Origin of the sequence: Brevibacterium sp. CBA3109, from assembly GCF_040256645.1 — a bacterium.
Taxonomy (GTDB): domain Bacteria; phylum Actinomycetota; class Actinomycetes; order Actinomycetales; family Brevibacteriaceae; genus Brevibacterium; species Brevibacterium koreense.
Genome location: NZ_CP158281.1, coordinates 667,216 through 679,795, shown reverse-complemented (window position 1 = coordinate 679,795; position 12,580 = coordinate 667,216). Strand labels below are relative to the sequence as shown.

The window sequence follows — 12,580 nt, the reverse complement described above, 5'->3', positions numbered from 1 at the left end:
GATCAACTTTCTCTTCCCTCGCTTTCGTCTGGGCCTCAGCCCTGACAATCATCGTCCGGCGGCGTCCACTGCCTTCGGAACGATCGCCATCGCTGCGAAGCCGAAGACGGCGACAACCGCGAAGAGATAGAAGCCCCACGGGTAGGCGATGCCTGCTGTGACGAGGGTGCCGGTGATGAACGGACCGACGATGGCGCCGATGCGGCCCACTGCCGAGGCCATGCCGATCGCGGTACCGCGGGCAGTGGGCGGGTAGATCGCGGATACGAAGGCGTAGACGAGGACCTGGGCGGAGAAGACGAACACACCGGTGATGAAGACCGCGATGTTGAGCAGAACCTGGCTCGTCATCGGAATGCTCAAAGCAGCGAGGAACACGGCTGCGAGGATGAACCACAGCAGCACGATCGGCTTCGTCCCGTGCTTGTCCGCGAGCCAGCCGGCGATGACGAGGCCGACGACGGCACCGACATTCATGACGAGCAGCATGACGAGGGAATCCGAGACCTCGTACCCGGCATCGGCCATGATCTTCGGCAACCACGTGTTGAGGCCGTAGACGAGTAGCAGACCCATGAAGCTTGCTGCCCAGACGCCGATCGTGACCAGCTTGAACCGGCCCACGAACAGTCCTGCCACCCCGGTCTTCGGGGCCACGGCAGCAGTTTGGGCGGGACGGTCCTTCGCGGCCCGGGCATCGACGAAGGCCTGAGATTCGGGCAGCTTCCACCACAGCAGCGGGACGAGGACGAGTCCTGCCACACCCCCGGCGATGAAGAGCAGGTGCCAGTTATGCGAGTAGAAGACGGCGAGCAGAGAGATCGCCACGGCGCCGGCGTGGTAGCCGGTCATCGTCAGCGTCGTCGCCTTGCCGGTCTTACCCGACCTGTTGTGCTCGCTGATGTAGGCGAGGCAACCCGGCATCACGGCACCCAAGGCCAACCCGGCGATGAACCGGAAGGTCGTGAACAGTGCGACGTTCGGGGAGAATGCCACAAGCAGGGTGAAGATGCTGAAGATCAGCACGCAGACGATGATCGTGTAGCGACGCCCGAAGCGGTCGGAGATCGGCCCCACCGCCGCAGCCCCGAGGCCCACACCTACCAGGCTCAGAGTCGCCACGAGCGTCGCGGCCTCGGTGGTGAAGCCGATGGCGTTCGTCGCCAGAAGCTCGGGGATCACCGCCCCGAGCACGACGAGGTCGAAGCCCTCGAGGGCGACGGCCAGCCAGCACAGGATCGCCGGCCAGCGGGTAGTGGCCGCCGTTCGGGCAGAGGTGGTGACAGGGGCTACAGCAGGTGTGGACATCGGTGTCTCCGGTCGGTCGTTCGCTCGGTCAGAATTCGGGGCGGTGCAGAATCAGCGGATCAGAATGGGTATGGGGCAATCTGGGAGCGCATCGTCACCCACTGAGTTTCGGTGAAGGCTTCGATGTTGGCCTCCGCTCCACCGAAGCGGGACCCGTTCCCGGAATCCTTCGTGCCGCCGAAGGGCACGTTCGCCTCATCGGAGACGGTCTGCTCATTGATGTGGATCTTGCCGGTGTCGACGAGGTCGGCCAGCTCGATGGCCGTGCCCACATCGCCGAGGATGCCCACGGACAGCCCGTAAACGCTTGAGTTGACGAGCTCCGCGGCTTCTTCGAGGGTCGAGAAGCGGCTCACAGGCGCTACAGGTCCGAAGATCTCCTGCGTCCAGGCCGGGTTCGAGGGGCTCAGGTCCGCCAACACCGTCGGTGGCACGAATGCTCCTTCACCGGTCCCTCCGGCGACGAGTCGTGCACCGTCGGCCTGCGCCTTGTCGATGATGTCGCGGATCCGGGCCCGCTGGTTGTCGTCGATGATTGGACCCAGTGCGACCTCCTCGGTGGCGGGGTTGCCTACGGGCAGGTTCCTGGCACGCTCGGCCAGCTGTTCGACGTATTCGTCGTAGATTGACTCGTGGACGAGGTGGCGACCCGTGGTCATGCAGATCTGGCCCTGGTGCATCCAGGAACCGAAGGCTCCCGCCGAGGTGGCCGGACCGACCTCTGCCCCGGGGAGGACGACGAGTGCGTTGTTTCCACCGAGTTCCAGGTGGCAGCGTTTGAGGAGGCGCCCGGCAGTTTCGCCGACCTTGCGTCCGGCTGCGGTCGACCCGGTGAAGGAGATGACCGAGACCTCAGGAGCAGAGACCACAGCTTCGCCGGCTTCCCGACCACCGGGAAGGACCTGCAGGAGTCCCTCGGGAAGCCCCGCCTCGGCGAAGATCCGGGCCAGGCTCACCCCACCGCAGACCGCGGTGCGCGGGTCCGGCTTGAGCAGGACCGCATTGCCCAGCGCGAGTGCCGGGGCGACCGAGCGGATCGAGAGAATGAGTGGGAAGTTGAAGGGTGCGATGACGGAGACGACTCCGGCAGGCACCCGGCGAGAGAATGACCAGCGGGGTTCGTTCGAGGTCAGGACCTGGCCCTTGGGGTGGCTGGGCAGGGCGGAGGATTCGTAGCAGATCTGCTCAGCAGAGCTGACTTCGACACCTGCCTTGGCGGAAATCCCGCCCGATTCACGGATGATCCAATCCGAGATCTCCTCGGCGTGCTCGGCCCACAGTGCGCCGGCCCGGCGGAGGACGGCTGCGCGCTCGGCAGGCGGCGTCTTCGCCCATTCCTTCTGGGCGGCCGCGGCACGGGTGGCGGCGGCGTTCACGTCATCGGCGTTCGCAGCGCCCAAGCGTCCCAGCGACTGACCTGTTGCGGGTTCGATGACGTCATAGGGCTCGTCTGCACCGTTCGTCCATGCCCCGGTGAAGATATTGCCGTGCCACTGGGTGCCTAGGAAACTGTTCTCGCTCATGTCGTTCTCCCCTATTCCTGCTCTGGTCGGGTCTTGACTGTGTTGACTTCGATGAGCGGCGATCAGGTGCTTGGCTGCCGCTCCTTCGAGGTCGGCCTTTTCGGGCGCGGGTGATGCACGCGACTGCCACCCTAATCGGCCACAATAGTGATGCAGGCCACGGGGAGCCATCGGTGATCCATTGATTGAGAATACGAGCACTCTTTGGCTACGATTGCGGTCATGGCGAACTCTCAATCGGGCGATTCCATGATCGATCGGCTGGTCCGAGTCCTCGGCTCGTTCGACCCCGATCATCCGAGCTTAAGCACCGACGAGCTGTCCGAGCGAGCGGGATTGCCGAAGTCCACGGCATACCGACTGATCAACGACATGATGCGGCATAATCTGCTCCAGCGCGATCCCAACGGTCGAATCAGGATCGGCGTGGGAATGTGGGAGCTGTCGAATCGGGCCTCCGACGCCGTCGATCTCGCGACCGTGGCCAGACCCCACATGAGCGCGGTTCACGACTTCGTCGGCGAGAACACCCAGCTGGGCATCCTGCGCGAACGCGAGGTCCTCATCATCGAGAGGATGTCGAAGCCGGCAGCGGTCATCCACCGCTCGAAGACAGCCGGGAGACTCCCTGCCCATGCCTCATCGTGCGGACTGGTACTGCTCGCTCACGCTCCGAAGCACGTGCGAGAGGCCTACCTGCGCGGACCGCTCGCCGCGATCACCGAGAAGACGACGACCGACCCGGCAGTGCTGCGGACGATGCTGACGACGATCCGGACCGATCACTTCGCAGAGCTTGCCGGTCATATCGATGACGGCACCACCGGAATCGCGGTGCCCGTCTTCGACGGCAACGGGCTGACGATCGCCAGCCTCGGCGTCGTCGTCGACTCCGAGCACCACATCGGCGGGCCGGCGATCATGCAGGCCCTGCGCACCGCCTCGGCGGGGATTACGAAGGATCTCGAAGCTCGGGGGACGACCGTGGTGGACTGACAGTGTCAGGCTCGTGCCGCGTATCCGGCTCAGACCGATTCAATCCGTGAAGCCGAGTCAAACCACGATCCCGATGAGCAGAGACGCGACGGCAAGTAGGGGCAGAAGACCTTGCTTGAGCGCCGAGGCGGCGAGGTCGGGCGAGGACGCCACCAGCACAACTGCCGCCGCGAGCATTGAGCCGACTCCGGTGAAGACGAGAGTGAGTCCGATTTCGGGTGTGCCCGCGAGGTACACGACGATCCCGATGAGGGCTGCGAGCGCGAGGAAGAGGTTGTAGAAGCCCTGATTGAAGGCCATCGACTTCGTGGCCTGGGCTTCCTCCTCGCTGGTGCCGAATGTCGCTCGCGCACGCGGAGTAGTCCAGGAGATCGATTCCAAGTAGAAGATGAAGACGTGCAAGCCCGCGGCAAGCCCGGCGAGAACGAGCCCGAGAGCCGTCATGCGCGGGCGGCGAATCTGGCTCGTCGCTTCTCGGCCTCGACCTCACGATTCTTCGCCGGTGCAGTGGTCACCAACGCGTTGAGAAGATGCTGAGTCGTGTGAGCGACCTCTTCGACGGCCGCATCGAAAGCCTCGGCGTTGGCGTGGGACGGCTTCGTCGTCCCCGCGATCTTGCGCACGTACTGCACTGCCGCGGCATGCACTTCGTCCGAGGTGGCGTGGGGTTCGAAATTATGAAGGGTTCTGATGTTCCTGCATATGATCCAACGATACGCCGCAGGGCTGACATAGGACAGAGAAGCGCCGAGGATACACTGACACAGGACACCCAGACACTGGAGAATCATGACCGAACGACAACAGCTCCCAGACATGGCCTTGACGCCGAATCAGGTGGCGAGCGTGCGATCGCTGCGGCACGACTTCTCGTTGCTGCTCATGCAGCATCGCTTCGTCATCGACGAGCTGCTGACCAAGATCTCGATTCTGCGTGAAGAGTCCTTCCACACGCACAGCTACAATCCGATTGAACACATCACCTCGAGGGTGAAGTCGCCGCAGAGCCTGCTCGAGAAGGTCAATCGCCGGCAGCTTCCTCTCGACGTCGCGACGATCCGCTCGAAGATCACCGACATCGCGGGCATCCGCATCACCTGCAGCTTCATCGCCGATACCTATCACGTGCTCGACATGCTGACCTCGCAGAATGATGTTCGGATCGTGGAGATCAAGGACTACATCGCCAACCCGAAACCCAATGGCTACAAGAGCCTCCATGCGATCCTCGAAGTGCCCGTCTTCCTCAATGGGGGCCCGACACCGGTGATCTGCGAAGTCCAGATCCGGACCATCGCCATGGACTTCTGGGCCAGCCTCGAGCACAAGATCCACTACAAATTCTCGGGTGAAGTTCCAGAGCGGCTCATCGAGGAGCTCACCCAGACCGCCGAGGTGGCCAGCCAGCTCGATCGCCGGATGGAGCAGCTGCACGCCGAGGTCCACGACAGCGAGCCCAGCAGCACTGCCGGCGAGGATTTCGATGAGGAAGCAATGCGCATTCTGTGGGAGCTGAGCTCACGGCAGGAATGAGACCTATCGCTTCGGACGATAGGTGCGCACGAAGGCCTCCCTGTTCGCCTCATCGATCTCGACGAGTTCCCAAACGATGCGCCTGCCGCCGGGAACGTCGAAGATCCTGGTGCCGTCACCGAGGAAGACCGGTGCGACGAAGACCTGCATCTCGTCGATGAGATCGACGTCAAGAGCCTGCCGGGCGATGACGGCGCTGATGATCTGGATATCGCGATCACCGGCGATGGGCTGGGCCCGGTCGATCGCCTCGGCGATGGAGCAGTTCATGGCGGTGACGTTCGGATCGTCGGCGAGCTCCTCGGGACGGTGGGTGAGGATGAACTCGGTGCCCGACCACGCTCCCCCGTACGCCTCGGAGGTCAGTTCGTCGCGTTCGTCGGCCTGGGCCTTGGCAGCGTCATAGCCGCGTCGACCGGAGATGATAACGGCGACCCTCGACGCGAGGTTCTCGACCGTGCCGTCTGCCAGTGAACCGAGGCCGGACATCCAGGACATATCGTGATCCGGGCCGGTGATGAACCCGTCGAGCGAACTTGTGAACCCCCACGTGACTCTGCCCATTGCTCCTCCTCGAGTATGTGGACTGGTGTCCCTCATTATCGCCCGATCCGTCTTTGTATGCAGGGCCCCTCGTCGACAGAGGTGGCCTCGACCCGCGGTTCGGTCGCCGAAAGGGTCTCCTCCTGTCGCCAGGTGTTCAATTATTGTCGATGTTCAAGTATTCTGAACATATGAGAAAACTTGAACATTCGGATCACCGCACCCCAGAGTTCGTCGGGCGAGCAATCAGCCACCTCGGTGAACTCGGTGCGCACGCCGAATGGACGAGACACTCAGATGAGGACGGGCGAGCCGTCTCCGGCACTCTCGTGATCAGTGCCGAAGGCAGGCGGCACGAATTCCAGACACTGGCCAGCACGACTGTCACAAAGGCCGATGTGGCAATGCTGCCTCACGACCGGAAAACGATCCTCATCTCGGAGCAGGTCGCCCCCACTCGCGCACTGCAACTCAAAGACCACGGTTGGGGCGGATACGCGGACGCAGCGGGAAATGCTTCACTGCGTGCAGACGGACTGATCATCGAGATCACGGGCAAGCGCAGTTCCGGTACCACTCCTGTCGCCACTGCAGCCCCGTTTACCCGTGCGGGCCTGCCAGTGACATACTCCCTTCTGACTGCCAATGAGCACTTCGGCATCACACCCTCCCAGCGTTCTCTGGCGGCGAGTTCCGGAGCTTCCTTGGGAACTGTCAATCGCGTCGTCCGCGCTCTGCGCGAGCGCACTCCCTCAATGCTGCAGGGGAAACATAACCAGCTCCTGCGAGCCTCAGCATTGGAGCGCGAATGGATCTCCGCCTACACTGCCATGCAGCCCAGCACCTGGCCTGAGGAACGCTTCACCAGTACCGTCTGGAGGAGTCCTTCAGAGCTGCTTGAAGCGTCTCTCCCTCCGAACGCACTGCTGGGTTCCGAAGCAGCGGCCGCCCGCCTCGGCGCACCAATCCGACCTGCCACTGTGCTGATCCACTTCGACGGCGACACACATGCCCGGCGGGAACTCATCCAGGAAGGACGCCTACGCCGGGCCGACGACGGCATGATTCGCCTTCGACCGGCATTCTGGAAGTTCTCCCCGGTGCCGACCTTCAACCAAACGGCACCCCGACTCCTCGTACGAGCCGACCTGCTGCTCGAGAACGATCCCCGCATCGACGAAATCCGTACCGAATACTTCGGGGACGAGTGATGCTCGATCTCACCGGCCACACCGACGTCCCCGTCCCCGAAGAGGTTCTCGCCGAATTGGCAGATGTGTGCGGGAAGTCAGGCACAGAAATGTTCGTCATCGGTGCCGCAGCGAGAGATCTCGTCATACACGCGCGAAAGCAAACGCAGCCGGTGCGCGCGACTCACGATGTCGATATCGCCGTAGCCGTTCGTACCGATGCTCAATTCCAGGAGCTGTCTCAACTGCTCACCCGCAAACGATCGGCACCACATAAATTCAGCGTCCTTGGCATCGAGGTCGACATCATTCCGTTCGGCGGGAACGAGTCTGACAGGACCGTGTGCTTCGCAGACGGCAGCAGCCTCGATGTCACAGGCATCCGAGAAGCGCACTCAACCTCCGTTCTCGTACGTCTGCCGAAAGGCACCGAAGTCTACGTTGCATCCCCCGCTGCTCTGACTGCCCTCAAGATTCTCGCCTGGAGTGAGCGGCACGATGACAATCCCAAAGACGGACTGGATCTCGCCGTCATCCTCAGTGCATTGTCCGAAAGCCCTTTCGACGATGAAGTCTGGAATGACGATGACGCCCTCGACGCAACTGATGTCGATATCATTTCGGCGGCCAGCTACCACTATGCTCGCATCGCTGCCGAGCCCTTCACACCACATGATGGCAGGGTCGTGCTCAATATCATCCGGGACCAAGCGCAGCGCTCGACGCTGATCCGAAATATGCGGACCCCGTTTGCTGAAGATCTCCTCGAAGCATACTCCCGAGGGTTCTCAGCGGGGCTCGAACTCTGACAGTGAAGGCCGGGCCTGTGCCTCATTCCCCATCTTCGGTGACTCTGTGCGCGGTGATGTTGATGATGTTGCCATCGGGGTCGCGGACGAAGAAGCGCGTCACGCCCCACCCCTCGCCGGTGAGCGGACGGACGATGTCGAAGCCGCTGGCCTTCGCCTCAGCGTAGGCGGCATCGATGTCGTCCACCTTGAGCGAGAGCACAGGATTCGCTGGGCCGGTCTCATCCTCGGTGACCACCTGCACGGCAGCCCTGGACTCAGGCTCGGTGAACCTGGCCACCCAGCCGAGATTGAACTCCTCCTCGCCGAGGCCGAGGAAGTCCTGATAGAAACTGCGAGCGGCCTCGATGTCGGTCACCTCGATGTCGGGGATAACGCTGCGAACCTTCATCTTTTTTTCCCTCTCACCATTGGTCGTGGTCGAAGACCTGGCAGAACACGCTCGTCATCGAATCGTTGAAGAGGACGAAGACCACCTCGGCGATCTGCTCCCAGCGACCGCGCTGCCGGCCATCGACGATGACTGCGTGGGCCGCCTCGGCGACGTCCCTGGCCGACCAGCCGTAGACTCCCCCGCCGATGGCTGGGAAAGCGACCGAAGTGGCACCGAGTTCAACGGCTAGGTTGAGGCTGGATTCGAAACAGGATTCGAGGACCTCAGGGTCGGCCTCACCCTGGTGCCGATTCGGGCCGACGGTGTGGATGACCCATGTGGCTTTGAGTGCGCCGGCCGCTGTTGCGACCGCCTGACCCGCGGGAAGCCCGCGCGGGTGGCTGGTGCGACGAATCTCGCGACAGGCCTCGAGCAGTTCCGGCCCGGCCGCCATGTGGATCGCGCCGTCGACGCCTCCTCCGCCCAGCAGACTTGAGTTGGCGGCGTTGACTATCGCGTCCACGGAAGCCTCGGTGATATCTCCCTCGAGCACCGTGATCTTCATGATTGAAGTCTAGTCAGCGCGAAACTCAAGTGATAGGGAGTAGCCTGAAATTCAGTGCCCCCTCGGCGAATCTCACAGAAGGACACGGCGAACGATGTGCAGACTGCTCGGCTATATTTCACCGGAAGCCGTGACCACGGCCGATCTCATCGGTGCCGAAGAGTGTCGTCAATGGCAAAATCTTGGCCGTCTCCATGCTGACGGCTGGGGCACTGCCTGGATCCGGCCGACGATCGATTCGTTCGACTCCGCCCGTCCCCAGGGAACGACATCCGGGAAATTCGACACCGGCACGAACACTCCAGCTGAGGAGGACACCATCTCACGTGGAGGCCAACTCGAGCGGTATCGGACACCACACGAAGGCGCCGATGACGAGCATCTCACCGAGGTCCTGACCCAGAGACCCTCAGCAGGCAGGATCGCGCACCTGCGAATGGCGACGATGGGGATCGACCTCGTTGAGAACACCCACCCTTTCCTGGCAGACAACATCGCCTTTGCACACAACGGTTCCATCCATCCGATTGAGCGGCTGCGCGAGTACGCCAGCGAGACGGAGATCGAACGCATCGGCGGCTCGACCGACAGTGCCATCATGTTCGCCCTCATTCTGCGTCGTGTCGCGGAGGGAGACGACCTCCTCAATGCCACGGTTGCCACGGTCCGGATGATCCGAAGCGACTTCGACCATCCCGGGATCAACCTGCTCGTCCTCACCGCCGAGGAGATGATCGTCGTCCACGACACCGCCGGCACACCGATTCCGTATCAGAATTTCGACACCTCGGGCACCGACGGGGAACTGCCTCTCGACCACAAGGACCACTACTACCGCATGAGCTGGCAGCGGTTCGATGACGGAGCGACGGTCGTCAGCTCTTCGGGTCTCGACCACAAGGGCTGGTCCCTCATCGAACAGAGCACAGCCATGCGCCTGTCGGTGGTCAACGGGGACGAGACCATCGTCCGTCTCTGAAGCCGAGCGCGGGGCGAATCAGGCCTTCTGCACAGTGATCGTCCAACTCGCGTCACCGGTGCGGTCGAAGTGGGTCACGGGGTAGCCGTTCTCTGCCGCCCACTGGGGAATCGCTTCGGTGGCCTGGGTGCAGTCGAAATTGATGACGAGCTCATCGCCGCCGTTCAGTTCGCCGATCGCATCCTTGGCCTCAACCAAGGGGAACGGGCAGACGAGTCCATTGGTTTCCAGTACCTGTCTCATACACTCCTGCTTTCTACGGGCCGCGCGACACCTGTCCGCGCTCCTGATTTGATGGTGAGCTTCGCGGCGACTCCCGCCCCGACGATCATGAAGAACGTCGCAACCCAGCCCTGATACTCGAACTGCGCGGTCGAGACCATGGAATTGCCGACGGTGCAGCCACCGGCGATTGCGGCACCGACGCCCATGCCGATTCCGCCGAGGATGGACTTGACCACGGTGGCCTGATCGGGGACCCGGATCCGGAATTCGCCCGAAGCCTTCGCCGCGATGAACGACCCGAGCAGGATGCCGATGACGAGCATGACACCCCAGTCGATGAGCTCCACATCGCCGGTCGCCAGGTAACCCGTCAGGTTCGCCGAGGGGGTTGTGATCCCCAGACCGGAGTTGCGCCCGGTTGCCGCCGACAACGGCCAGGCGATCGTGGCGATGACGCCGATGACCACGGCCGTGGCGAACGGATTCCAGCGCTTCTCCGTGAGGATGTGGGCCAGCCCCTTCTTCCTTGGAGGCAGAGTCGCGACCGGGGTGGCGGTGCTCCGATTGTGGTGGACGGTGACCACGATTGCCACAGCAGTGAGGATTGCGACGAAGACCCACGGGCTCAGGCCTGTTGAGGCCTGGAGTGTTCCGCTGTCCAAGGTGATCGAGCGCAGCCCCTCGGTCGCCGAGGTGGCCGGTCCGTTCTTCATCACCGCAGAGGACAGCGCGTAGAAGATCAGGGCGAACCAGCTGCCGACCAGACCCTCGCCCGCCCGGTAGTAGGTGCCGGTGGCGCAGCCGCCGGCGAGCACAATGGCGAAGCCGAAGATGAGGCCGCCGATGATGGAGGCCAACCATGGGAACGGCGAGGCCTCCAGAGTGATGATGCCCAGTGCATTGAGCCCGAAGAGCCCGATCGAATGCACGGCGATGAGGAGGATGAGCGCCGAGAACCAGCGTGTGTTCCCGGTCAGAGTGAGATCTCGGAAGGCTCCGGTCACGCAGAATCGTCCTCGCTGGAGAACGAACCCGAGTGCCAGGCCGACAATCAGTCCTGTGATGATCATTCATGAGCTTTCTGCTTGAGAGGCGGGTGACTGCCATGATCATTCTTCAAAGTGCCGAATCAACTGTTGAGCTAAATTCTGTTCATGCGATCAACGAATGTCGAATACTTGGTATGTGCCGAGAAGAACAAAATCCATTCTGCTCAACAATTCATGTGTTCGTCAACATTGCTCAGCAGCGCCGTCATCAAGCGTCACATTCTTGTTCATTGAAAATTGTCTCGCCTTGTGTCAGTGATCAGGGGCACACTGAAGGGACGAATACGGCAAGGAGGCCCAGGTGCCAGAACTACAGACCGACGTCGCGATCGTCGGAGCGGGCCCAGCAGGACTGCTGCTGGCCCACATGCTCCATAATGCGGGCATCGACTCAGTCGTCATCGACAATCGCAGCCGCGAGGACATCGCCCATACCCACCGGGCCGGCATTCTCGAAGCTGGTTCCGTGCGCATGCTCGAGGCTGAGGGCATCGAGTCGCGCGTGCACACCGCCGGTCACCGGCACGACGGAATCGACATCCGCGTCGACGGCATCAGCCACTCCTTCGACTTCCCGGACCTGGTCGGTGAATCCGTGTGGCTCTACCCGCAGAACGAAATCTTCGTCGACCTCTCCGCAGCCCGGTCCCGCACCGGACGCCCCACCTTCTACTCGGTCACCGACACCCGCCTCGGCGGCATCGAAGCCGACCGACCCTGGGTCAATGCAACGAGCGAAGACGGTGAGGAACTGAGAGTCGAGGCTCGTTACGTCGTCGGTGCCGACGGATCTCGCGGTCCCAGCCGAGCCATGATCCCGGCCGACACCAAGCAGCGGTTCTTCCACGAATACCCCTTCGCCTGGTTCGGCATCCTCTGTGAGGCCCCACCCAGTCACGAAGTCCTCATCTACTCCCGCTCCGAACGCGGTTTCGCGCTGATCTCCCAGCGCAGCGAGTCCGTCCAGCGCATGTACTTCCAAACCTCCCCCGACACCGAGGTGGCCGAGTGGTCGGATGAGCGCATCTGGTCAGAGCTGCAGGCCAGGGTCGATGGACCCGATGGCTTTGAGCTGAAGACGGGTGCGATCATCGACAAGAACATCCTGCCCTTCCGGTCTGCCGTGACCGAGCCGATGCAGCACGGTTCCCTGTTCCTCGCCGGCGACAGTGCGCACACGGTCCCACCGACCGGGGCGAAGGGCCTCAACCTCGCCTTCGCCGACGTGTCCCTGCTCGCCCCGGCGCTGATCTCGGCTCTGCGGGACTCCGACGCCGAGGCACTGGCCGGGTATTCGCAGATCGCGACGAAACGCGTGTGGAAGGCGCAGAACTTCTCCTACCAGATGACCCGGATGCTCCACTCGGATCCCAGCCAGGATGACTTCGAAGCTCGGCGCAGCCTCGGCGAGCTCAATTCGATCCTCGAATCCGAGCACGGCAGACGCTACCTCGCCGAGTGCTACACGGGGTGGCCGAAGGGCTGAG

Annotated in this window: 15 protein-coding genes; 6 read left to right on the top strand and 9 right to left on the bottom strand. The window is 62.7% G+C overall.

What is annotated here, in order from left to right; genetic code table 11:
* Positions 1-48: 48 nt before the first annotated feature.
* Both AAFP32_RS03065 and AAFP32_RS03060 read right to left on the bottom strand, forming a co-directional pair.
* Positions 49-1,308, bottom strand: a complete 1,260-nt coding sequence (locus AAFP32_RS03065; protein WP_350270595.1) for an aromatic acid/H+ symport family MFS transporter — start codon at positions 1,306-1,308, stop codon at positions 49-51.
* Between the two features lie 59 nt (positions 1,309-1,367).
* Positions 1,368-2,831, bottom strand: a complete 1,464-nt coding sequence (locus AAFP32_RS03060; RefSeq protein ID WP_350270594.1) for a benzaldehyde dehydrogenase — start codon at positions 2,829-2,831, stop codon at positions 1,368-1,370.
* A 222-nt stretch (positions 2,832-3,053) separates the two neighbouring features.
* On the opposite strand from AAFP32_RS03060, the gene AAFP32_RS03055 reads away from it, so the two are divergent.
* On the top strand, positions 3,054-3,827 hold the full coding sequence (locus tag AAFP32_RS03055; protein WP_350270593.1) for an IclR family transcriptional regulator: 774 nt from the start codon (positions 3,054-3,056) through the stop codon (positions 3,825-3,827).
* A 57-nt stretch (positions 3,828-3,884) separates the two neighbouring features.
* On the opposite strand, the gene AAFP32_RS03050 is transcribed toward AAFP32_RS03055, so the two are convergent.
* Together AAFP32_RS03050 and AAFP32_RS03045 are read right to left on the bottom strand one after the other, a co-directional pair.
* Positions 3,885-4,271, bottom strand: coding sequence for a DUF1304 domain-containing protein (locus tag AAFP32_RS03050; protein WP_350270592.1), 387 nt, complete (start codon positions 4,269-4,271; stop codon positions 3,885-3,887).
* On the bottom strand, positions 4,268-4,531 hold the full coding sequence (locus tag AAFP32_RS03045) for a DUF2277 domain-containing protein (protein ID WP_350271446.1): 264 nt from the start codon (positions 4,529-4,531) through the stop codon (positions 4,268-4,270). Before AAFP32_RS03045 ends, AAFP32_RS03050 begins: the two co-directional genes overlap by 4 nt.
* Positions 4,532-4,616: 85 nt before the next feature.
* On the opposite strand from AAFP32_RS03045, the gene AAFP32_RS03040 reads away from it, so the two are divergent.
* On the top strand, positions 4,617-5,360 hold the full coding sequence (locus AAFP32_RS03040) for a GTP pyrophosphokinase (RefSeq protein ID WP_240516271.1): 744 nt from the start codon (positions 4,617-4,619) through the stop codon (positions 5,358-5,360).
* Between the two features lie 3 nt (positions 5,361-5,363).
* On the opposite strand, the gene AAFP32_RS03035 is transcribed toward AAFP32_RS03040, so the two are convergent.
* Positions 5,364-5,924, bottom strand: coding sequence for a dihydrofolate reductase family protein (locus AAFP32_RS03035; RefSeq protein ID WP_350270591.1), 561 nt, complete (start codon positions 5,922-5,924; stop codon positions 5,364-5,366).
* 170 nt (positions 5,925-6,094) lie between these two features.
* On the opposite strand from AAFP32_RS03035, the gene AAFP32_RS03030 reads away from it, so the two are divergent.
* Both AAFP32_RS03030 and AAFP32_RS03025 read left to right on the top strand, forming a co-directional pair.
* Positions 6,095-7,114 carry a type IV toxin-antitoxin system AbiEi family antitoxin gene (locus AAFP32_RS03030; protein WP_350270590.1) on the top strand — a complete coding sequence of 340 codons (1,020 nt, stop codon included), beginning with the start codon at positions 6,095-6,097 and terminating at the stop codon, positions 7,112-7,114.
* Positions 7,114-7,902 (top strand): hypothetical protein, encoded by a 789-nt coding sequence (locus AAFP32_RS03025; RefSeq protein WP_350270589.1) that lies wholly within the window; start codon positions 7,114-7,116, stop codon positions 7,900-7,902. The genes AAFP32_RS03030 and AAFP32_RS03025 overlap by 1 nt, the downstream gene beginning before the upstream one ends.
* A 22-nt stretch (positions 7,903-7,924) precedes the next feature.
* On the opposite strand, the gene AAFP32_RS03020 is transcribed toward AAFP32_RS03025, so the two are convergent.
* Both AAFP32_RS03020 and AAFP32_RS03015 read right to left on the bottom strand, forming a co-directional pair.
* Positions 7,925-8,293, bottom strand: a complete 369-nt coding sequence (locus AAFP32_RS03020; protein ID WP_350270588.1) for a VOC family protein — start codon at positions 8,291-8,293, stop codon at positions 7,925-7,927.
* Between the two features lie 13 nt (positions 8,294-8,306).
* Positions 8,307-8,840, bottom strand: a complete 534-nt coding sequence (locus AAFP32_RS03015; RefSeq protein WP_350270587.1) for an O-acetyl-ADP-ribose deacetylase — start codon at positions 8,838-8,840, stop codon at positions 8,307-8,309.
* 94 nt (positions 8,841-8,934) lie between these two features.
* Between AAFP32_RS03015 and AAFP32_RS03010 the strand changes: the two genes are divergently transcribed.
* Positions 8,935-9,819: a class II glutamine amidotransferase gene (locus AAFP32_RS03010; protein ID WP_350270586.1), complete on the top strand. Its 885-nt coding sequence runs from the start codon at positions 8,935-8,937 to the stop codon at positions 9,817-9,819.
* Positions 9,820-9,837: 18 nt separating this feature from the next.
* Here AAFP32_RS03010 and AAFP32_RS03005 read toward each other — a convergent pair whose 3' ends face one another.
* Together AAFP32_RS03005 and AAFP32_RS03000 are read right to left on the bottom strand one after the other, a co-directional pair.
* Complete coding sequence (locus AAFP32_RS03005) at positions 9,838-10,062, bottom strand: sulfurtransferase TusA family protein (protein WP_101619292.1); 225 nt, start codon at positions 10,060-10,062, stop codon at positions 9,838-9,840.
* Positions 10,059-11,114, bottom strand: coding sequence for a YeeE/YedE family protein (locus tag AAFP32_RS03000; RefSeq protein ID WP_350270585.1), 1,056 nt, complete (start codon positions 11,112-11,114; stop codon positions 10,059-10,061). The genes AAFP32_RS03005 and AAFP32_RS03000 overlap by 4 nt, the downstream gene beginning before the upstream one ends.
* A gap of 280 nt (positions 11,115-11,394) precedes the next feature.
* On the opposite strand from AAFP32_RS03000, the gene AAFP32_RS02995 reads away from it, so the two are divergent.
* On the top strand, positions 11,395-12,579 hold the full coding sequence (locus AAFP32_RS02995) for a 4-hydroxybenzoate 3-monooxygenase (protein ID WP_350270584.1): 1,185 nt from the start codon (positions 11,395-11,397) through the stop codon (positions 12,577-12,579).
* The last annotated feature ends 1 nt before the right edge of the window (position 12,580 follow it).

What these genes read in the sequence shown, in the direction of transcription:
- AAFP32_RS03065 (WP_350270595.1), bottom strand. Translation starts at nt 1,308, where the DNA reads ATGTCCACACCTGCTGTAGCCCCTGTCACCACCTCTGCCCGAACGGCG.
- AAFP32_RS03060 (WP_350270594.1), bottom strand. Translation starts at nt 2,831, where the DNA reads ATGAGCGAGAACAGTTTCCTAGGCACCCAGTGGCACGGCAATATCTTC.
- AAFP32_RS03055 (WP_350270593.1), top strand. Translation starts at nt 3,054, where the DNA reads ATGGCGAACTCTCAATCGGGCGATTCCATGATCGATCGGCTGGTCCGA.
- AAFP32_RS03050 (WP_350270592.1), bottom strand. Translation starts at nt 4,271, where the DNA reads ATGACGGCTCTCGGGCTCGTTCTCGCCGGGCTTGCCGCGGGCTTGCAC.
- AAFP32_RS03040 (WP_240516271.1), top strand. Translation starts at nt 4,617, where the DNA reads ATGACCGAACGACAACAGCTCCCAGACATGGCCTTGACGCCGAATCAG.
- AAFP32_RS03035 (WP_350270591.1), bottom strand. Translation starts at nt 5,924, where the DNA reads ATGGGCAGAGTCACGTGGGGGTTCACAAGTTCGCTCGACGGGTTCATC.
- AAFP32_RS03030 (WP_350270590.1), top strand. Translation starts at nt 6,095, where the DNA reads ATGAGAAAACTTGAACATTCGGATCACCGCACCCCAGAGTTCGTCGGG.
- AAFP32_RS03025 (WP_350270589.1), top strand. Translation starts at nt 7,114, where the DNA reads ATGCTCGATCTCACCGGCCACACCGACGTCCCCGTCCCCGAAGAGGTT.
- AAFP32_RS03020 (WP_350270588.1), bottom strand. Translation starts at nt 8,293, where the DNA reads ATGAAGGTTCGCAGCGTTATCCCCGACATCGAGGTGACCGACATCGAG.
- AAFP32_RS03015 (WP_350270587.1), bottom strand. Translation starts at nt 8,840, where the DNA reads ATGAAGATCACGGTGCTCGAGGGAGATATCACCGAGGCTTCCGTGGAC.
- AAFP32_RS03010 (WP_350270586.1), top strand. Translation starts at nt 8,935, where the DNA reads ATGTGCAGACTGCTCGGCTATATTTCACCGGAAGCCGTGACCACGGCC.
- AAFP32_RS03005 (WP_101619292.1), bottom strand. Translation starts at nt 10,062, where the DNA reads ATGAGACAGGTACTGGAAACCAATGGACTCGTCTGCCCGTTCCCCTTG.
- AAFP32_RS03000 (WP_350270585.1), bottom strand. Translation starts at nt 11,114, where the DNA reads ATGATCATCACAGGACTGATTGTCGGCCTGGCACTCGGGTTCGTTCTC.